10 protein-coding genes and 1 pseudogene are annotated in these 20,669 nt (G+C 69.4%); 8 read left to right on the top strand and 3 right to left on the bottom strand.

The genetic code is table 11. The features are described from left to right. Positions 1-15: 15 nt before the first annotated feature. Positions 16-1,155, top strand: coding sequence for a helix-turn-helix domain-containing protein (locus ACIRJT_RS06285; RefSeq protein WP_403905211.1), 1,140 nt, complete (start codon positions 16-18; stop codon positions 1,153-1,155). 347 nt (positions 1,156-1,502) lie between these two features. Continuing rightward, positions 1,503-1,841 carry a thioredoxin family protein gene (locus ACIRJT_RS06280; protein ID WP_403905208.1) on the top strand — a complete coding sequence of 113 codons (339 nt, stop codon included), beginning with the start codon at positions 1,503-1,505 and terminating at the stop codon, positions 1,839-1,841. 384 nt (positions 1,842-2,225) lie between these two features. Here the strand turns inward: ACIRJT_RS06280 and ACIRJT_RS06275 are convergent, their stop codons facing one another. From ACIRJT_RS06275 to ACIRJT_RS06265, 3 genes are all read right to left on the bottom strand, one after another. Continuing rightward, positions 2,226-2,399, bottom strand: coding sequence for a hypothetical protein (locus tag ACIRJT_RS06275; protein ID WP_403905206.1), 174 nt, complete (start codon positions 2,397-2,399; stop codon positions 2,226-2,228). A gap of 190 nt (positions 2,400-2,589) precedes the next feature. Further along, positions 2,590-3,846 carry an MFS transporter gene (locus ACIRJT_RS06270; RefSeq protein WP_403905203.1) on the bottom strand — a complete coding sequence of 419 codons (1,257 nt, stop codon included), beginning with the start codon at positions 3,844-3,846 and terminating at the stop codon, positions 2,590-2,592. Beyond that, on the bottom strand, positions 3,843-4,457 hold the full coding sequence (locus ACIRJT_RS06265) for an ArsR/SmtB family transcription factor (RefSeq protein WP_403905199.1): 615 nt from the start codon (positions 4,455-4,457) through the stop codon (positions 3,843-3,845). The genes ACIRJT_RS06270 and ACIRJT_RS06265 overlap by 4 nt, the downstream gene beginning before the upstream one ends. Positions 4,458-4,554: 97 nt before the next feature. Here ACIRJT_RS06265 and ACIRJT_RS06260 point away from each other — a divergent pair. The 6 genes and pseudogenes from ACIRJT_RS06260 to ACIRJT_RS06235 form a co-directional block, all read left to right on the top strand. Next, a pseudogene (locus tag ACIRJT_RS06260) lies at positions 4,555-5,260 on the top strand (transposase family protein); the annotation flags it as partial. A 203-nt stretch (positions 5,261-5,463) separates the two neighbouring features. Next, positions 5,464-6,951 carry an esterase/lipase family protein gene (locus ACIRJT_RS06255; protein WP_403905197.1) on the top strand — a complete coding sequence of 496 codons (1,488 nt, stop codon included), beginning with the start codon at positions 5,464-5,466 and terminating at the stop codon, positions 6,949-6,951. Positions 6,952-6,962: 11 nt separating this feature from the next. After that, positions 6,963-11,213 (top strand): hypothetical protein, encoded by a 4,251-nt coding sequence (locus ACIRJT_RS06250; protein WP_403905194.1) that lies wholly within the window; start codon positions 6,963-6,965, stop codon positions 11,211-11,213. 49 nt (positions 11,214-11,262) lie between these two features. Further along, positions 11,263-14,934: an AAA domain-containing protein gene (locus ACIRJT_RS06245; RefSeq protein WP_403905191.1), complete on the top strand. Its 3,672-nt coding sequence runs from the start codon at positions 11,263-11,265 to the stop codon at positions 14,932-14,934. Continuing rightward, positions 14,931-18,125: a hypothetical protein gene (locus tag ACIRJT_RS06240; protein ID WP_403905189.1), complete on the top strand. Its 3,195-nt coding sequence runs from the start codon at positions 14,931-14,933 to the stop codon at positions 18,123-18,125. The genes ACIRJT_RS06245 and ACIRJT_RS06240 overlap by 4 nt, the downstream gene beginning before the upstream one ends. Beyond that, the gene (locus tag ACIRJT_RS06235; protein WP_403905187.1) at positions 18,122-20,467 is read left to right on the top strand and encodes an ATP-binding protein; all 2,346 of its coding nucleotides are present in this window, start codon (positions 18,122-18,124) and stop codon (positions 20,465-20,467) included. Before ACIRJT_RS06240 ends, ACIRJT_RS06235 begins: the two co-directional genes overlap by 4 nt. The last annotated feature ends 202 nt before the right edge of the window (positions 20,468-20,669 follow it).

Below are 20,669 nucleotides of genomic sequence, written 5' to 3'. Positions count from 1 at the left end.
GCAGGGAACAAAAACGTGAGCTATGCACTCCGGAGAGCCAGCGAGCTCGCCTTGGACGAAACGACGGTCACCGCCCTTCGGGCCGCACTGAGGTCCACCGCCGACGAAGTCGTCCAGGCGATCATCGACGAGGTCCCTCCCTACGCCAATGCCCTTTCGGGTCGCATGGGCGCCACCATCCGCAGAGCCGTTCGCACCGCCCTGGGGCACTACTTGGACCTCGCGACCGGGAACGCCACGGGCGGCGATGCCGGTGACGCCGCCTACGAGCTGGGCCGCGGCGAGGTACGCGACGGCCGTTCGATGGACGCTCTGCTCAGCGCCTACCGGGTCGGCGCCCGCGTCGCCTGGCGCTGCCTGGCAGCGGGTGCCGTACCCGCGGGTCTGCCCGCCGCCGACGTCGCCAAGTTCGCGGAGCTGACCTTCGCCTACATCGACGAGCTCTCCGCCGCGAGCGCCGCGGGCCACGCCGACGAACTTGCGGCCCGGGGCAGAGCCCACGAGCGTCACCTGGAGCACCTGGCCCGCGACCTCCTCGCCGGCGCGAGCCCGGACGTACTGCTGGCCTCCGGTCAACGGGCCAGGTGGCAGCCTCCCGTTTCGCTGACCGCCGTCCTGCTGCCCGCCGACCAGGCCCGGCCTGCCTACCGGACACTCGACCCGAGCACCCTCGTCCTCGACGATCTGCCCGATGCCACCGGTGTGCTCCTCGTTCCCGATGCCGACCGATCACGCCTCCTGCGGCAGCTGACCGACCGCGCCGCCGTGGTCGGCCCGGCCCGGCCATGGACTCGTGCGTTCGCCTCGTACGCGCGAGCCGCCCGCGCGCGCTCCCTCTCGTCCCACATTCGCGACACCGAGGACCACCTGCCCGAACTGGTGCTCAGTGCCGACGTGGACGCGTTCGCAGACCTGTGTGCCCGCGCCCTCGCACCCTTGCAGACCTTGCCCGCCGCAACCGCGCGACGGCTGGAGGAGACGTTGCGGGCGTGGCTGTTGCACCAGGGAAGGCGGGACGAGGTCGCGGCGGCGTTGTTCGTCCATCCCCAGACAGTCCGGTACCGGATGTCGCAACTGCGGGAGCTGTTTCCCGATCTCGCATCACCACACCGGGTGCTCGAGCTGACGCTGGCAGTCGGTCTCCGGGGCAGCTGACGCGTCCCCCGTTCACCGCTGCGTCCGCGAGCTTCCAGGAACCGTGTCTCGCTCTCGGTGCCATGCCGCTTCGACCGTGAGAACGGCCTTCATCGCGTGGACGGCGCTGCCCCGGCACCAGCGGACACACGAGCGCGCGTGGAGCCGCAGCCAGGTGAGCGCCAGGGCGGCCAGGCCGGGTCACCAGAGGCAAGGAACCGGGCCGCTCGCCCCGGGGACCACCGTGGCTCCGCGGTGGCCCCGCGCCTCCCTCCCGCCGGGTCAGCCGGACGACCGACCGGGGCCGAGCTGGCACACCGGGCGAGGGATGATGGGATGGAATACGAAACGTGAGGTCAGGAGCTTCCATGGCACAGCCGGTTCACCGACCTCGTGAGGACGCGGAGTTCAATTTCATCCTCGGGATGAGCAGAGTTCCGGTCCTCGCATACTTCACCGGGGCATGGCCCAAGGCGATCGAGCCCTGCCGGGTGATGGACCTCGTCGTGGGCGACATCGCCGACGACCACATGGGCCGCCTGACGGTCGTCCGCACCGACATCACACGTTGCCCGGCGGCAACCGAGCGATACGGGATCACCGGAGCCCCGTCCTGCCTCCTGCTGAAGGAGGGAGAGGCGGTGGCGCACAGCACGGGGCTCATGACCATCGAGGAGGTACGGATGTTCTTGGAGGGTCACCTCTGAGCGGCCGCCGCAGCACCTGGTCGCGATGCCCGGCCAGGTTCCGTCTGTAGGAGCTGCGCTGCTTGGGACCGCCCACAGGGCGTAGAGCCCTGTCCAGCGCGGCTGCGTCCGGCACCGGAGCGTACGGCAGGGAAGAAGCGGTGAAGTCCGTGACCTTCCGGGAGTCCGGCGGCGTGGGGGCCGGCATTCGTCGCTCTCCATGCTCCCGATCGCGCACGAGGTCGTGTTCATGGCGTCACCGCTTCGACAGCGGCGGCCAGGAGCGCGACGGCGTCGGCCCGCACGGGTTCGTGAACAGCTTGGGTCGCTGACGTCGAACGGCGCGTGCGCCGCGTGCGGCGCGGAGATGCGGTAGCCCGGCGTGAGGGTGCTGTCCGCTTCAGGTCACAGGTGCGGCCGCCCGGTCTGTGGTCGGCAGAGGTAGAACAGCTCGGGGTCGCCCTCATCGAGACCGTGCAGAAGGCCGGCCGGGCTGGCCTTTTGAAGCAGTCGCTGCATCGGCTGGTTGGAGACGTTCGTCGAGGTGAAGAGCTTCGGTGTCGTGCACGAAGCGGCCACGGAGGCCAACAACCTATGACCCACCGCCGAACGCGTAGACGCGTCCGGTGCCGGGGTCCAGTGCCACGCTTGCGTACTGGAAATCGCCGCCCGCCTCAACCTCACCGCGGTCGCGATGCCCGGCCCCCGTGCGGCGGCCGATGAGGCGCCGGCCGACGAACGTACGGACGTGTGAGCCCGTCCGGTCCCGTCACCGGTCGGCTGTCGACGCGGGCCTGGTCGGGTGGAGTTCGGCGCGTCGTATCAGGGGGACACCGAGGCCGAGCGCTGCGGCGAGCAGGCTGATCGCACCGCATCCGATGAAGAACACCTCCGCTCCCCACAGGGCCACCGTCATCCCGACTGCGGGGAAGAGCACGGGTGCGAGGCCGAGCGTGCACAGGGTCGTGACCGAGGTGACCCGTCCGAGGTAGCGGGGGTCCGTCTCCGTCTGGACGAACGCGCCGGTCACGGTGGTCGTGAACCCGCTGGTCAGGCCGATCGAGAAGCCGAACACGACGGCGACGGGCAGTGAGGGAGCGTGCCCCAGGGCGACCGCTCCCGCAGCCGTGACGAGCAGCGCGCAGCACATCGCCAGCCCGGCGCGCGGTATCCGGGTCAAGACGGTGAGCAGTAGGGCCGAGGCTGCGGCGCCGGCGCTGAACGCGCTCGCGATCCACCCCATGCCTGAGGCGCCCCAGCCGCGTTCGTCGGCCAGGAGGACCAGGCCGGTGGCGACCGGGCCGCTGAAGCACATTTCGCTCAGCCCGATCATCGTGACCAGCGGGGCGAGCATCCGGTGGCGGCGGACGTACCGCAGACCGTCACGCAGTTCATCCCACGCGGAGCCGCGCCGGGGTACCTCCGCTCTCGATGCGGTCCGCAGAGTGAGCAGAGTGACGAGCGAGAGAGCGAAGAGCGCGCCTGCGGCGGTGAACGCACCGGCCGTGCCGCCGATCACCAGCACGGCTCCCGCCAGGAGGGGGCCGACGGCATTGCTCAGCCGGATCGACAAGCCGCGCATCCCCTGGACCCGGGCGAGCTGCTCGGGTGCCGTGATGAGCGGCGGCAGCGCGCCCACTGCCGGCATGAATACCGCGTCCACCACGCCGAAGACCAACGCGACCGCGGCCAGTAGCCACACGCTCGGGGACGCCAGCACGACTGCCGCGGCGGCGGCGAGGATCACCACGCAGCGAACCGTGTCGCTGACGACAGCGACCCGGCGCGGCCCGAACCGGTCTGCCACCACGCCGCCACCGAGCATGAGCACCGCACGGGGAAGAGCTCCGGCAGCGACCACCAGGCCCACCTGTGACGGCCCGCCGGCGCGTGTGGCGGCCCAGGACAGGGCGAGGAAGTACACGACGTCGCCAGTGACCGAGGCCGTGTAGGCGGTGAGCCAGCGCAGGACGCCCGTGTCCCGGTAGGCGGGCCGCGGGGACGCGGCTATGCCGTGCGCGCTCATGCCTCACCGGCCGGCGGCAGCGCCGTGCCGGGCACCGGGAACGCCTGTACCTGCAGTGCTACCGGAGAGGATCCTTCGGGTGCCCCGTCCTCCTCATGCCGATATCGCGAGACCACCTCGAAGATCTCGGCCCGCATCCGGTCCACGTCGCCCGGGGTCAGGTACAGGAGGAAGTCCCCGAAGGCCGCGACGTCGAGCCACTCCTGAGGGAGCAGCGGCACCTCGTGCGCGGCCCGCCGCAGACGATCGGCAGCGGCGAGGGCGACCGCATGCGTGTACGCGCGCCCGGCCTCGCGCTGCTCCGAGGGCGCGGCCGCGGGATCGTGGATCGACTGGCGATGGGCAGACCTCCACCACCGCTCACGCCCGGTGCCACGGTCCGGCTCCTCCACGATGAGCCCGCCCGCGGCAAGGCGGCGCAGGTGGTAGCTCGCCGCGCCGGGGTTGATGCCGAGTTCGTCGCCGATCCGGGTGGCAGTGGACGGACCACGCTGTCGCAGCAGGGTGAGGACGTTCAGGCGCATCGGGTGAGCGAGCACGCGCAAGGCAGCGGTGTCGAGTTCGATGTCCCGTCCCGAGGACTCAGGGGATGCGGCAGAGGAAGCGACCATGCGCAGAGCGTAGACCTACAACAGTTGTTTCAAAAGAGTTGTTGTGAACTGTTCCAAGTTCCGGCGTAGCTCCTCGCGTTCAGGAATCGACCGATTGATGAGCAAGATCGGAAAGTGGCAGCGCGCGGGCGAATCGATACAGATCGCGCTCATGAGACGGTGTCAGAAAGGTACCCGTTGGCGGCGCCTGAGCACGGGTCGGCCCCGTATGCCCAGCTCGCGGCTGGGTTCGGCGTCGGGACCACGACCGCGTACCGGTACATCGCCGAGACCGTCGACCTCCTGGCCGCCCTCGCCCCCACCCTTGCGGAGGCGGCCCGGACGGCATCGACGAAGGCGTTCGTGTTGCTGGACGGCACGCTGCTGCCGATCGACCGGATCGCAGCGGACCGGCCCTTCTGCTCGGGAAAGCATCAAGAGGCACGGTATGGACGTGCAGATCCTGGGCGATCCATCCGGCCGGCTGCTGTGGGCCTCGTCGGCTCTGCCCGGTGCCGGACATCAAGGTCGCCCGTGAGCACGGCATCATCGGCGCTCTCGCGGATGCTGACGTCAAGTGCTGGGCAGACAAGGGGTACCGACGTGCCGGGGGTACGGTCCGTGTCCCGTGCTGGGGCCGCTGGGAAGCCCTTTCCACAGGACAGAAGGCGGTCAACCGGTCCCACGCGAAGATCCGCGCCCTGGTCGAGCAGGCTGTCGCCACCTTCAAGTCCTGGCGGCTCCTCCGCAAGCTCCGGTGCTCGACCACCCGCATCACGAGCCTCGTCAAAGCCGTGCTCTGCCTGCATCTGGCCAGCTCAGACCGAGGATGGAAAGGGCTCAGTACCTATTGGAGCCGTCAGAAGGCCGGGGCAGTGCGTTCGGATGGGACTCGCTCAGTCAAGATAGATTGTTTCGTTTCGAGAACAGTCCGACATGCGCAAGGAACTCGATGGAGCATTGAGTTTGGCTGTCACCATCCGCAGGATCGGCCACGGGTTCAAAGGGTGCTGTCAGCCATGAGGCGGTGCTTGAGCACGAGCGCCTCGGTGATGAGCGAGAGCTGCCGCTGCTTGTGGCGCATTCCAAGGGGAGGGGTAACGCGGTGATCGACATGATCGTGATCGTTCCAGGGATCATGGGGAGCCGGCTCATCGACACCAAAACGCGCAAGAGTGTGTGGGGGGTAGGGCGGATTGGCGCGCTCAAGGCGGCTGGGAACATTCTGGACAAGTGGGCGGCGGGACGGCTCGCCGATCTGGTGGTGACCGACGAGGAAAGGGACGGCGCCGCGAAGCGGCTCGCACCGGACGGCTTGATCAAGGAACCGGTCTGGGGCCCGACCTTCCGGATGAACTTCGGCTACCGGCAGTTGGCCGATGAACTCGGCGAGTTGGTCCTACACCCGGATGCGCTGCTCGAGTTCGCATACGACTGGCGGCTGTCAGTCGAGCACAACGGACGGCTGCTGGCCGAGGCGATTGACCGGCGTCTGGCCACGTGGCGCCGGCACCGTGCGCTGGCCGAGTGGCGGCGGTCACGGCGCGACACGACCGAGCCACGAGTGGTCATCGTCGCTCACTCCATGGGTGGCCTGGTCGCCCGGGCGGCGGGAACGCACGCCGGCGCGCTCGACTCCGTGCGCACGGTGATCACGATCGGCACTCCGTTCCGCGGCTCGGTCGACGCGGCGACGATGCTCAACAGCGGCCGCAGCAGCGTGGGGCTGCCCGTCGAGCACGCTCGCGAACTCGCCATCACGCTCCCGGGGCTGCACGATCTGCTGCCGACCTATCGATGTCTGTTCACAGGCGACGACCTCGTCGCACTCGACCCGGAAACGGTGGCGGCGCTGGGCGGAGACAGCGAGCTGGCCCGCGAGTCCTTCGCACGACACGCCCAGCTCGCGTCGGTGCGCCTGCCGGGCCTGATCAGTCTGGCAGGCACGCACCAGCCCACCGATATCTGCTTCCGTGTGGATGCCGGTGTGCTCCACGCGCAGCGACACGGATACGAGCGCGACGAGGCCGGCGGGCTGGCGCGCGACGCCGTCACCGGTGGGTTCATCCCGATGAAGCTGCACGGTGACGGCACGGTGCAGTGGCAGTCGGCGAGGCTGGCCGACGCGACCGGCTATGTCCAGAAGCACGGGGCGCTCCAGGCCACTAGGAGCGTGATCCGGAACATCCAGGCACAGATCGAGGGTCGCACGCTCGGCGAAGGGCTTGGCGGACGGGCCGGCATTGGTGTGGAACTGCCCGAATACGCGCCCGCGGGCACGGTGACGACCGCCCGCGTCAGCGGGGCGCGCGCTGCGGGCGACTTCAGCTGCGTGGTGAAGGACCTCGACGGCGCGGTCCTCGAATACCCCTTCGCGCGTCGCGACGGGGACGACTATGTCCTTGACATCACGCTCGACAAGCCCGGCATCCATGTGCTGGAGGTGTCCAACGGCGTGGAGCCGGTCCAGGACGCCGTGGTGGCCTTCGGGCTCGATGACCATGCGGCGTCGTAGGCGGTTCGGCGATGGTTGAGCCGTCGCGGCCACCCGCGTTCGAGGTCGTCGCCTGCACCCATCCGGAATACGAGGATCCTGTCCGACCCGCCGTTCCGGCTGACGCCGCTGCGGCGACGATCGCCGGGCTGCTGCGTCCGTGGGGCGGCCGACTCGACGCGTGGGCCTCCGGGGACGTGCCACGGACCGTCGGGCGGACCGAAGTCCGACTGAGGCACTGGCACGAGCGCGGACGGTCCGCGAACACCCTCCTCGTCTGGATGGGGCACGGTGCGACCGACCTGGCGACCCGCAGAGCCCAACTGTTCGTTCGCGGTGATCCCGGTACGAGCGTCGATGTCACGGTCTTGCCCGTCTGGCTCGCCGAGAGGATCCGCGATCATCTGAGAGAACGCCATTCCGGCGACGCGTGGACGATCGTGGTCGTCGAAGCCTGTGGCGGCGCCCGCTTCGCCACCGAGGTCGACATCGAGCTGATGAAGCAGGAGTGGGGCCGACGCACCCTGGTCATCGGTTCGGGCCGGGGGAACGCTTCGCAGTACCCGGACACGCTGGCAGCGGATCTGAAAGCGGCCCTGAGCCAGGTGACCGAGGATGTCCTACCCCTCGACCGCCTTGCCTCGCTGCTGGCGTGCATCACCGACGCCGACGACCGTCAGCGCTACTCCGTCCATGGCCACAACCTCGCCGACAGCCGACTCAGGCGGGTCATACCCGGTCCGGTCACCGCGGTGTGGAGCGACTACAAGGAGCTGCGGCAGGCGCTGGACGGCATCTCCGCGGATAGCGACGGCTACCAGGCCCTCATCCACTTTGCCACCAAGGGCACGGGCACGGACCTGGGCGAGTTCGCCTGGCACTTCGTCGGACGTCTGCGCGAACGACGCGAGATCTTCCGCTGGCTGCGACTGGCGGAGCAGCAGCGGGACGCCGCGCTGCTCGTCGTCTGCGGGCCGCCGGGGTCGGGCAAGTCGGCACTTCTCGGCAGCGTTCTCATCGACTGCCACCCGGACCTGGCGGAGGGGCTCGAGAGGGTCATCGGCAAGCGCGGCATCGAGGTGCCCGCCGCCCCTCTCCCGGCCTTCGATCTGATCCTGCACCTGACCGGGGCCACCGTGCGGGGGATCGTCACGCAGATTCTCGCCCGGCTCCGCGGCGGCGAGGACGCCGTCGACCCCGCCGATCCCGTCACCGAGGTCTACCGCCAGGCTGAAGCGCGCCGGGAGCCGCTGCTTGTCATGGCCGACGCGCTCGACGAGTCCGAGGAGCCCATCGCCCTGGCGCACTTCTTCGACGAGTTACTGAGGGCCCCCGGCATCCACATGATCATCGGCACCCGCACACACTCAGCCGACGGCCGCACCGACCTGACGGCCATCCTGACCAACCAGGGAGCGATCGGGCGCGACACCCTGCGGCTCGAACCCTCGCCGGGCGACGTGGCCAACTCCCTGGCGGTCCGGGTACGGGACGAGCAACTGCGCGACCTGGTCAGGAGATCGCTCGCCCGCCGTTCGGCCGAGACCGACCTTCAGGACGGGACGCCGAGACACCAGTTCCTGTGGGCGGCGATGGCGGCGGAAGAGCTCAACACGCGCTCTGCCGAGCTGCGCCGCGACCCGGAGCTGCTTCACCGGCTCCTGGACACCGACCACCGCGGGCTGTTCCGCCTCGCACTCGAACGGCTGGACAAGAGCTCCGACCTGACCCGCACGGCGCTGCTCGCCCTCGCTCTGGCTCACGGCCGCGGACTTCCGCGGCGGGACCGCGTCTGGGAGGAGGCGACGAGCGCGCTATCCCCGGACCACCAGCCCGTCACCCTCACCGACCTCAACGACGTACTCGACGCGGCCGGCGCCTACATCATGCTCGACCACGAACACGGCCAGGGGGCGTATCGCCTGGTCCATCGGGTGCTGCAGGAGCACCTGCTCGAGGAGGCGGACGAACTCCCGAGCAAGCGGCTCTACGTCTTCCGGCAACTCCTCGCCCGCGTACGCCCGGACCAGGAGCTCAACCCCTACCTGCGGATCCGCTTGTCCACTCATGCCGCGCACGCGCTGCCCGCAGCCTGGGCAGAGCTGGGTGGGCGACCAGACGTCCTGGACCGGCTCGACCCGTACGCGGTGGCGAGCGACGCCCTGCGCGCGGATCACGTGGATCGGCTGCCTGGTGCGGTGCTCGGCACGATCACCACCGCGCACCTGGTCCGCCAGGGAGACGGGGACGACCGCCCCGGTCTGCGCATGCTCGGCGAGGGACGGGTCCTCGGCGGGACGCGCCGGTCGGAGACCGCGGCACCGGGCACGTGGTCAGTGCGCTGGTCATCGCTGCCACAGCAACCCGTGCACCTGCCCGTAGGCGAGGCCGACCAGAATCTGACGGGGGCCCGCGCCCTGGTCCGAGTGCCACGGGACGGGGCACGAAGCGTCCTCGCCGTGGCCGCCGGGGGCACCATGGTGCGGATCTGGGATCCGGTCACCGGCCAGCCCGCCGGCGCTTCCTTCGACGTGAGGTCCGGCCAGCCACTGCCACCGTTCGGCCACGGTGTCGCAGCGCTCGCAGTCCTCGAACATCGCGGGCGCGGGCTGCTCGCCGGCGCCCCCATGGGCGGACAGGTGGTCGTCTGGGATCCGTTCACCGGCCGCCGCGAACCGACCTCGATCCCTTCCGGTGCCGCTGTGGACGGGATCGCCGCATACCGCGCGCCAGACGGCAGCGCACGGCTGGTCCTCGCACGAGCCGGCGGCAAGGTGGAACGCATCGATCCGATGACCGGCCGCATCGAGGGGCCGGCGCTCGACGCGGGCGGACCGATCAGCACGGTCCTCGCCGTCGAAGTCGCCGGCACCGCTGTGGTCGTGGTCCTCGCGCAGTCTGGTGCGGTCTCTGCATGGAACGCGAACAGCGGTCGTGCCTGGAGCAGAGGCGCACGCGTCGCCAGGGCGGGGGTGAGCATGACCGTCCTCGAAGTCGGCGACACGGGCATCCTCCTTGCCGTACTCGACAGCACCGGTACCTGTTACCGATGCCGCGTGCGACCGGACGCCCAAGAGGCCGTACACCCCGGTGAACGGGACGTCCTGGCTCGATCCGAGCGGGCTCACCGGGTCATCACACTGCACAAGGCCGACGGCCGTCGGCTACTCGCCACCGCCGACGAGAACGGCGGAGTCAAGCTCTGGGACCCGGATCACCCAGGTGACGCGATCGCCGGCTGGCAGTCACACCGCGACCCGTTGGACGCGCTGGTCGCCGGCGAGCCGGCGGACGGCTCCGGTTGGGCGCTGGCGACCATCGCCAAGGGCGCGGGCGTGGCACGGATCTGGCCCGTGTCGGCGCTGGAAGTGCCGACCGGCCCGCCCGGCGAGAGACAGGTCGCGAAAGCCGCGGTCGCGGGTCCACTGGCAGTGCTGGCCGGCCGCACCGAGCTCACGTTCCTGGACGTATACCAGGGATCGCCGTCGGCGAACCCGCTGGCTCTCGAACGGGTCGAGGGGCTCACCGCCGTCGGCGGGAACGACCCCCTGATCGTCGCGGCGACCCGGACCCGGCTGAGGACCTGGCGAGCGCACGACCTCTCGGACACGCGGAGCTGGCCGCACCCCGAGCCGGTCAGGGCCGTGACTGCGGTGCCCGAGCAGGACCTCGTCGTCAGCTTGGATGTGGACGGTGTGCTGCGGCGCTGGGACGTGCGCCACGGGAGCCCCGAGCCGCAGACCGCTGAGACCCTCATCGCCAACGCGGTCGGGATGGCCTGTCACCAGGACGAGGGCGGCATCGTGGTCGCGGTCGGCGGCGAGGGCGTCGTGCAGCGCTGGCAATGCCGGGCTCAGGGACATCCGACGTGGACGCGCCTGGCGGATGTGAACTGCGTGAGACTCCCGCTTGCCCTCTGTGCGGTCAGCGGCGACGCACACGGTGATCCCGGTCGGCTCTTCGTGGTCACCTCCGAACGGATCCTGTGCGCGGCCGGTACCAGCGACATCGTGTGGCGCGGCGACGCACCGGGGCCGACACCACGAGGCGCGTGCGCCTGGCGCGACGGTACCGGCGGGATCCGCCTGGCCGTGGGCAGCCGGACCGGACAGATCTCGCTGTTCGACGGAGCCGACGGTCGGCCCACGCGCACCATCCCGACAGGGCTCGGCATCAACTGCCTCACCACCATGGTCTCCGACGGCCGGCGGTCCCTGTTGGTAGGCGCACGGGAAGGCGCCGTCGCCATCGATCTCGACGACGAGGTGGAGGGACCAGGGTGACTGGATCCATGAACAGGCGCCGGCACGGCGCCATTGAGGACGGCAGTCGGTGACTCACGGCGAGCAGGAGTACTGGGACCAGCTGGTCAACCGGCTGTTCTCACGGAGCCCGACTGAGGGCAGGCTGTTCGACCAGCGCTCGGAACCCGTCATCCTGCTGCCCGACCGACTCGCCCGGGTCGAGTTGAGCTCGGCCGACGATCCCTCCCGTCTCTTCGAGGCGGTCCTGTTCAAAGGGATCGGGCCCGGCGCCGCGCCGATGTGGAACCGCCAACTGCGTTGCCTGCTCCGGTTGCGCGCACTCGGGCATCCGGGCCTGCCGATCCTGCACGCGGGCCGACACGATCCCGACGAGCGGGTAGCCTACGCCGTGACCACCGTGCAGGGCCGCAGCCTGGCCGAGGCGCGGCATCGCTGGCGGGAGGACGAACGTCTCCAGGCGGTCGAGCAGTTTGCCGTGCTCCTCGACGCGCTCAGCCAGCTCCACAGCATCGGCATCCACCATCGCAACATCCACCTCGGCGCGGTCCGCGTCTTCCGCGACGAGGAGCTCGACGACCGGTACCGTTGCCAACTGAGCCGATTCGAGGTCAGCGGGCTGGTCCGCGGACTCATGGGGATGCGCCCGGACCCGACCGCCCCGGACGCGCACGGCGGCCTGCGCGAACTGACACTGCGGCCACCCGACGGCGTGGACCGGGCCCGACACCTTGCGGGGCTGGCCCCTGAACTGCTCCCGTATCTGTTCGGCACCACCGCGACACTGCGCACGGACAGGGCCACCACGGACGTCTTCGGGCTCGGCGTCATCGGCTGGGAGTGGTTCTGCGGGCCGGTCGCGGAAATCCTCCCCGAGCACTACCAACGCCTCGCCGCTGCCGGGGCCGACGAGTTGCACACGGCCGTCGAGGAACTCCAGCAGGAGATGCGCCGCCACCTGACCCGGGCGTCGATCCCGAAACAACTCGCCCGCCTGCTGCGGGAGATGATCGACCAGAATCCGGCGGCTCGGTCCACCCCGTACGAGGCGGCCGCGGCCCTGACCGCCTGCTGGCCGTCGGTGCGCGCCGCCTTCGAGACCCGGGAATCGGAAAGCCCGTTGCTCCTGGCCTATATGGCCAAGCAGTTCGGCCCGACCCTGTGGCGTCACTTCGAGTGGATTTCCCACGACCCGCACAGTGAAGCCGGCCGCGGTGAACTAGTCGAGCTGCTGGAACGCGATCTGCGCCGCGCGGAACTCGTCCATTCGCCGAGAGGCGCGGACGGACTCGTCTCCGGCGGTCTCAGCGCGGAGGTCAAGCGGCAGGCCGAATGGGTGCTGATCGGTGAGCGGGCGCTCTGGTTCGCCAGTTACCTTCGCGAGCCGCGACACGACGATCCGCCGGACCCGCGCATCCTCGTCATCCGGTTCGTGCTCGAGAAGGAGTCATGGGCCGCGGCGCCGCTGCTGCGTGCCCTGCCACGCCGCGAGATCGAGCGAGTCCGGTTGGTTCCCTACAAGCCGGGACAACCCCTCGGCGTCGATGTCACCGCGCATCCGTCGTGGCGGCCCCTGGCGGATCCCCTGCGCAGACGTGAGAAGGCCGTCGGCCGTGAGTTCCTCCAGTCGATCGACTTCCTGCAGGAATACCAGGAGGCGCAACGTCGCGCCCGCTGGTACCCGTACGAGCGGGTGTCCACCGAGGACGGCGTCGTCATCCGCCACGACCACGGCCGTGATCGCGACCGCGCCCGGCGCAACGCGCTGCTGGCGGCGTATCTCGGTCTTCCGCGGGCCCGGCCGACCTTGAGTGATTTCGTGGACGGGCTGGAACTCGACGGCGAGTCGGCCACGGTCATGCTCGGCCGCGACCTGAACGGCAGACCCGGCTTCCACGACGCTGTCAAGGTGTCAGCGACCAGCACCGCCGATCCGGACGTGGTCAAGGTCCGGCCGGAGACGGGTATGGCCGTGCCGCACAAGGGCTGGCTCCGCTCAGCGGAGGAAGGGGGCACCGACGTCCAGATGGACCGGCAGGCGCGGGCCCGCCGCATGCTCGATGAGCGTCCGGGACTCATCGAGCAGTTGACCAGTCCGAAGGCGGTCGACACCGCGGTGCAGTTCATTGACGGCTCGGCCGGGGAGGGGCTGGACGGCACGGCTCCGGCCATCGTCCGCGACATCTGCACGGTCGAACCGCTCTACGCCCTGCAGGGCCCGCCGGGAACGGGCAAGTCGACGGTGGCCACCCGGGCGGTCGTCGAGTACCTTCGCCGCCACCCCTATACGCGCCTGCTCGTGAGCGCGCAGTCGAACTTCGCGCTGGACAGCCTGGCCGCCAAAATAGTCAAGAACGTGGACCCGAGCGAGATCGTGGTCATCCGTGCCACGTCGAAGCGCGGGGAAGTCGACGACAAGGTGGTGGCCGACTACACGCTGGACAAGGTGCAGGAACGCTACCGGGCCAACATCAAGAAATCGGTGCGGGCACGGCTGGCCCGCGACCAAGCCGACGACCTGGCGCTCGAGTCCCCCGAAGACGCTCTGCTCAAACGCTGGATGGAACGCGTCGACGGCAATGCAGTCGAGCTCGGCGAGCGTCTGCGCAGGGCGGCGCAGATTACTCTGGCGACCTGCTCCGTCTCGGCGCAGGTCCTGGACCACTCACGCGACGGTGCCGCGGTCTTCGACTGGGTTCTCGTGGAAGAGGCAGCCAAGGCGTGGCCCAACGAACTACTCATCCCCCTGGTGCAAGGGCTGCGCTGGACGTTGATCGGCGACCACCGGCAGCTCGGCGCGTTCCGCGGCGAGGAACTCGACCACTTCCTCGACCACCTCGCTGACCAGGGAACGGAAGCCGCGCAACTGCACGCCGGCCTCAAAACGCAGCACCTGCGCTTCCTCAACATCTTCGGGTCCATGTTCCTCCCGCCGGCCGGCGAGTCGGAGAAGACCGGAGAGATGGCGGAATGCGGCACCTCGGACGCTGGCAACGTTACCCCCGGTCCGGTCGGGCGGCTGGCCTATCAGTTCCGCATGCACAGGAGCATCGCGGAGGTCGTGGGCCGCGTCTTCTACCCGAGGAGCGAGCCCGACGCCAAGAAGGAACAGTTGGCGGAACGACGGGGCGAGCGTTCCGCCGGACTTCCCCCCACCGTCATCGACTCCACGTACGCCGTGGATCTCGACCACGACCTCACGGCGCCGCCGTTCGTGGTGGGAAGGCCCCTGATCTGGTTGAACACCAACGGCCTGAGCGACTGCGAAGACGAGCCGAGCTGGGTCAACCCCGGCGAGGCCGCACTGGTCGCGAGCCTTGCGCGACAGCTGCGTCCCCGGTGGGTCGATGATGCGCCGGAGGGACCAGGAAGCCTCGCGGTGCTCTCGCCCTACCGCAGACAACTCAAGGAAATCGGGGACATGGCACCCGAGCTCAAGGACGCCGGACGCCTGCACACGGTCCACTCCTTCCAGGGACGTGAGGCGGACCAGGTGCTGGTCTCGCTCGTACGGCAGACACAACGCGGCGCCTCGACGCAGTCGAACATCGGCTTCGTCGGCCAGGACCAGCTGGTGAACGTGATGCTTTCGCGGGCCCGGCGCCTTCTGGTCATCGTGGGCGACCTCGAACACTTCTGGAACCACGGAACGGACTCCTGGCGGCGTGTCGTCCAAGGCGTCCAGCAGTTCGGCAAAGTGGTGCCGGCCAAGGAGCTGACGGACGGAGAGGTGACCGGGTGAGCCTGGAGCTCAGCCTGCCTTGCCGGGTGATCACCCTCAACGTGCAACTGGGGCCGGCGAAAGGCGGAACGACCCTCGAAGCCCTGGTTTCGGAGGCGATCAAACTGCAACACGACACCACGCGGAGCCTGGCGGACTTCTTCGCCATCCCCGAACCGGTCATCGGCGATGTCGTGCACAGTCTATGGAACGGCGGTTGGATATGGATCGACTTCGACACCGGCCGGATCGGCCTGACGGAACGGGAACGTTCCGTTGATCCGGCGAGCGACCCAGGAGCACGGACCGAGCGCCGGGAGTATCTGTATGAACCGCTCTCCCAGCTGGTGTTCTCCCAGCGGGAAGGCACCCGGCGGCCACACCGCGACCAACTGGAGGTGCCGGCCGACGCCGAGGTGAGCCTGACGCTGGCGGACACCGCCCCGGCGGAACTGCGCGGCGCGGTGCAGCGCCTCATGCTCGAGGAGCAGCGGACGGCTTCGGACAGCGTGGTGCTGTCGGTTCTGCCGGCCGGACTGGGTGAGCGGCAGGACGCGAGCCTGCGGTGGGTGTCGCTGAAGGTCGGTGTCGCCACGAACGAGAACACGGGCCGACTGTTCGTCCAGGCCGTCGATCCCACGTCCACCTGGCCGGTCCAGGCCGTCGCCAGGCTAAGTAACCGTCTCGCCGACTACGTGGAACGCTGGCCTCAGAGCCGGTTTAGCAACCAGCTGCGCAGCCGTGCCACGGAGCAGCTCGAACGGTTCCCCGGAGTACATAGCCTCCTCGGCAGGCTCACCGAGGACCTCGAACGACCGGTCAAACAGGACAAGATCGCGTCGTGGCGGGACCGTCAGAACAGCCTTGCGGCCAGCGCCCGCAGCATCAGCCAGCATCTCGACACGCTGTCCCGGTTGCGCGCGCGAGCGGATCTGCTCACCAACTCGCCGGCCCGGGTCGCGGCTCTGCGCGCCGTGATCGGGCAGGCCAGACAGCAACTGGTCGTCGTCTGTCCGGCGGTACGCGCCGCGAGCCTGCGGATGCTGATCGACTCGGGGGTGGAGCGGGCCCTGGACCGCAACGTCCAGCTGGTCTTGCTCTGGGGCCCGGCGGGCAAAGGCACCCTGCCCGCCCCGGTGGTCGCCCAGTTGACGGCGTGGCGCAGTCGGTTCCCCGGGCAGCTGACCGTTCCGGAGTCCGCCGCCCAGATCTCGGCGAACCTGGTGATCGCAGACAACCAGGCGGCGCTCGTGGGCTCTGACGGCCTGCTGGACTCGCGTGATTCCGCCCTGGCGGCGGCCTGGATCCGCGCCACGGAGGCCGGACGGGCGGCCCGACCCCCGCAGGCCGTCCTGGAGCTCCTCGCCTGGGCCCGCAGCCGTTGCCCCGACTGGGTGCTCGGCAGGACCATCCTCACCGCGGCCGAACTCGCCGACCGTCCTCGCGACGCGGTGACGGTGAGCCGCGACCTGAGCTTCCCGACCATTCCCGAGAACGCCGACGCCGCGCTGATGCCCATATGGCGCAACAGCTGGGTGGAGTACCGGAACATGCTGGCCGAAGCGGTCAGGGCGGTCCCGGAGGGGCAGCCGGTCGTCGAGCTGCTGATGGACGGCGAAATCGCCGAGGCCGTCGCCGACGCTGTGAGTGAGTCCACCCGACGACTGGCGATCGCCGATGACAGCACTGACGCACTGCCGTTGCGCAACAAGCTCCTCGCCGACATGGACGACAAACGGCTCCAAGGAGTGACAGTTCGGGTGGACTGTCCTCCGCCACCCGAGGACAGCGCCGACCCTCTGTTCCATCGGATCCCGAACGGCTTCCGGGCGCCCGGTTCGCCGCGCGGCCGCGTGGTGGTGGCGGACGACCAGGTCATTCTGGGCTCCGCCAGGCCGTTGACAGCCCCTCTTCACGCTGGCGCCGCCCGCCGCAGCCAGATCGTGCTGCGGATTCACAGCCGTACGCTGTCCGACGAGATGGCGGACTGGCTCGGGGTCTTTGCGCCGAGCGGCTCGACGGTCCCGGACCAGGCTGCCGGTGCGGGACACCGCGGAGCGGGCGACGCACTCACGCTGGCCCAGGGCGCGCAGTTGGCCCGCCGTGACCGGCTTCCGGTCGACGCCTATCTCCACCGTGCGCTCGACGACCACGAGGACCCCTGGTCCGTCATGGAACGGTTGCAGGAGACCAGCGTCGATCCGCGGTTGCTCGCTTCCGCGATCGCCACCGTTCTGCAGCGCCCGGACACATCCGAGCGGCAGAGCACGAAGTGGACGAACTGGCTCGTCGGGCACCTGTGGGAACGTGGATCGTACGTGTCAGCCGCGCTCCTGGGCGCTTCGGTGCCGGACGGCCCCGATTCCATGCCCGCTGCGGCCTGTCTGCTGGCAGCGGCGATCGAGCACGCCCCGCTCCAGATGGATCCGGACCCAGCCACGATCGAGCTGGTCGAGCGGAACGCCGAGTGGGCCCACACAGCCCTGGGACGGTCAGCGGGCGCCGCTGGTCTATTGGCCGACTACCTCCTGGGCGGACACGCCGCCGCAGCGGACGGCATCGGCCTCCTGGCGACTTCGCTGCCACCGACGTGGCGCGACCTGGCGTCGACCGTCGTGCGGCTCTACGGGGAGATCGAGTCGCCCCTGCCGGTGGTGGACGTCGCGTCCCTCCTGGACCAGAACACCGGCATCGCCGCGCGCCGTGCCCAGTGGGAGGCGGTGGCGACGGAGACCGAGAAGCTGATCGCGCTGCATACGCGGTTCACCTTCCGGTCGGGCAAGGTACTGTACCGACGCATCACCGCCAAAGACGGCGTTCTGACGCGCCTTCTGTCTGCCGCGACGTCCGACGACGCGCAACTGCGTCGCACGGTGGTCGCCGAACTACCGAAGAAGGTCACCCCCTACTTCGATGAGATTGTCACGCGCGAAGGCGAGACGGCCATATTTTGGGCTCGGCACCGCAGCTTCCTCGAAAAGGTCGAGCAGGTGTTCCGGGCCGCCCGTGCGGCTGAGGCGGCGTACACACCGAGCGCCGACGAACCGATCCCGCTGCGTACGGCCGACCTGGCCGCCGCGCGGTGGCTCAGCGAAGCATGGGACGGGTTGAGGAGTCAGGCCGAGAGTATGCCCGCTCCCTACCATCTTCCGCTCCTGGCGATGTCTGATCGCCTTCGACCACTCGTAGCATGGCAGGAGACGCAGTTGTGACGCTGCCGGAGTCCTATCTGAGCGGCTGGGCCGGCAGGCTGTGCCTGCCCCGTGTCTGCGTCGAGCTCTCGACCGGCGGCCTCGACGGGGAGCGGATCACTACGGCGCTGCTCCGGGACCTGGCGTCGGATCTCGATGACGCGGGCGCGTTGGACTGGCTCCTGGAGCAGGGTGAGTTCCCCAGTGCGGCAGCGCTGATCACCGAATCGCCCGCGGTGGTCACCGACCTGGAGATGCTTCGAGACGCCCAAGAGCGGCTGAGCCGACGAGAGACCGAGGTGCGGGCAGAGCTCGGTGGGGAGATCGAACACCTGCTGGACCGAGCGGAAGCCGCCGGTGTGCCAGCGCCGGCCGGTATCTCCGATCTCCTGACCGACGCTGCGGAATCGCGTCTGCCCCGACTTCGGGAACGGCTGACTTCCCTCGCCGAGGAGCTGGACACGGATATCGGGGAGGCGCGCAACGAAGCGAAGCGTCGCATGACGCTGCACAACCGGAGGGCGGGGGTATCGAAGGCGCTCTTCGCCGCCTGGGAACAGCGCGTCAAACGGGGGCAACTTGTGGCAGCGGAACGCCTGCTGGCTGTGGGCGACAGTGAGGTGGCCCCACCCGACACGGTGCCACGGGTCCGTGCCTGGGATCCGACCGTAGACGCGCACACTGTGCTGGAACGCATGAGCCAACGGTCGTACGGCGGCGAATGGATGCCCGGCCTCGACGGACAGCTCCTGTTGGAGAGTTATGCCGCGCTCCGCGCCAGCAGGGCGGAGCGGGACGCGGAAGACTTCAGTGCCACACTGGCCGAGTTCGTGGGCGGGACGAGAAGACGGCCGCCGATCCCCTGCTCCGGCGGGTACTCGTTCCGCTTCGACCTGTCGTCGGCGACCCGGGCCCTGCCGCTGTCCTGGCTTTCGGACATCAGGATGGTTCTTCACATGGAGGATGAGTCGCCCTTGCCGGACACAAGCGCCGAGGAACGGCTCATCGTGATCGACTGCGGCACCGGGACGGAGCGCCTGCATGGTCGCTCGAACGTGGCTGTCCTCTCACCGGGCGATCTCATCCGGCTCAGCACCGTCACACAACACCGGGCACTCCAGCTGCTGCGTCTGCTCGGTCGCAACTGGACGTCGCACGCCCTCGGTATCGGCAGCGGCGGTGCACTCGAACCCCTGCTCGTCGGCCACCCCGAGCCGGTTGCATGGGGCCGACTGTCCTGGCTACTCGACGTTCTCGACTTGGGTGGCACGGAGCTGGTCCGTGAGCTGATCGACCAGGTCGGCCTGCACCCGAACGGCCTGTACATCCTGATCGAAAGTCTGCTGCGCGCGGGCGGAGGCCGAACGCGGGACTCTCGCCGAGAGCGCTGGGCGACGATAGACATGACCAGCCAGCTCGGCGCGGCCGTCCTGCCGTCGCTGATGCCCGGCCCTGCGGGGCGCATCGCGTTCCTGGCCCTCCTCGCCGCGGACGGGTTCGGCACACCCCTGCAGGTGCCCGACTTGCAACTGTCGGTCGCCATCGAGGGCGGCGACGCGTCGGAAGACCTGCTGAAGGAGGGCGTGCGGGCGCTGACCCGCCATCCGCTGGTCGATAGCAGGACAGAGCCCGAATCCGAGTCCGGAATCCTGCTGCGCCGTTGTGCTGTGCTGAGCAGGATGCGGCAAGAAGCGCCAAGCATGTTGCTGGAGGCGCTCGCCGTCACCGCCCCGTCGAACGACACGCAGGCGTGGAGCGGGCACCGGTGGGCACTGCTACTCGAAGGTTTCGGCGATCACACGCTCGAGTCGACGCTGGAAAACCGAGCCCGAGCGATAGCCTCGTGCGGCCCGGCGCCCGAGCCGCACGACGTGATCCCGACGATCGAAGCCGTCGTGGCGGACTGTCGGAAGGCGTTCCCGACCCTACGAGTCGACCTCGACCTGCCCGCACACGCGTCGGCCGCGGTGCCGCTGAACGCCCTTCGCACGATTCTGGCCGAGGTGCTGCAGAACGCGGTCGACGAACTCGCCGAAGCCCAGCGTGACCGGGTTCAGATCACCGTCAGCAGCGATCCTGACGACATCATCATTGACATCGCAGACGACGGTAACGGCGTGGGCTTTGCCAACCCCCACGCGGCTTTCAGGCTGGGGCGTGGTACCCGCGGGCCTTCGCGGGGGCGGGGCCTGTTCGACGCTGCGGAACTCGCCCGCCGCATCGACGCCCAACTTGTTCTCACGACGCAGGGGGGCAGCCACTCGCTGCATGGGGCATGCTTTCTCCTCGCACTGCCGCGCGAACCAATCCAGCTGCCACCTGCTCAAAGGCGGGCGACGCCTCCGGTCGACGGAGCGGGGTGAACGATTTCCGGGTCCGGAGACGAAGGTGGCCCAGTACTCGAGATAGCACCTAACTAACATAACGTCAGGTAAGTCAGCATCTGGACAGCATCAGTCCTCGCGCATTCCGAGACCGGTGTTCGAACAGGTGTTGGTCGACGGCGGTATAGGCGCCTGGTTGATACGGAAGCGCTGGTGGGGAGCCTTCTCGTCAGCGCGAAGC

It is taken from the genome of Streptomyces sp. NPDC102283 (assembly GCF_044766265.1).
GTDB lineage: Bacteria > Actinomycetota > Actinomycetes > Streptomycetales > Streptomycetaceae > Streptomyces.
The sequence above is the reverse complement of the archived record's forward strand: the minus strand, read 5'-3'. Positions and strand labels throughout refer to the sequence as shown.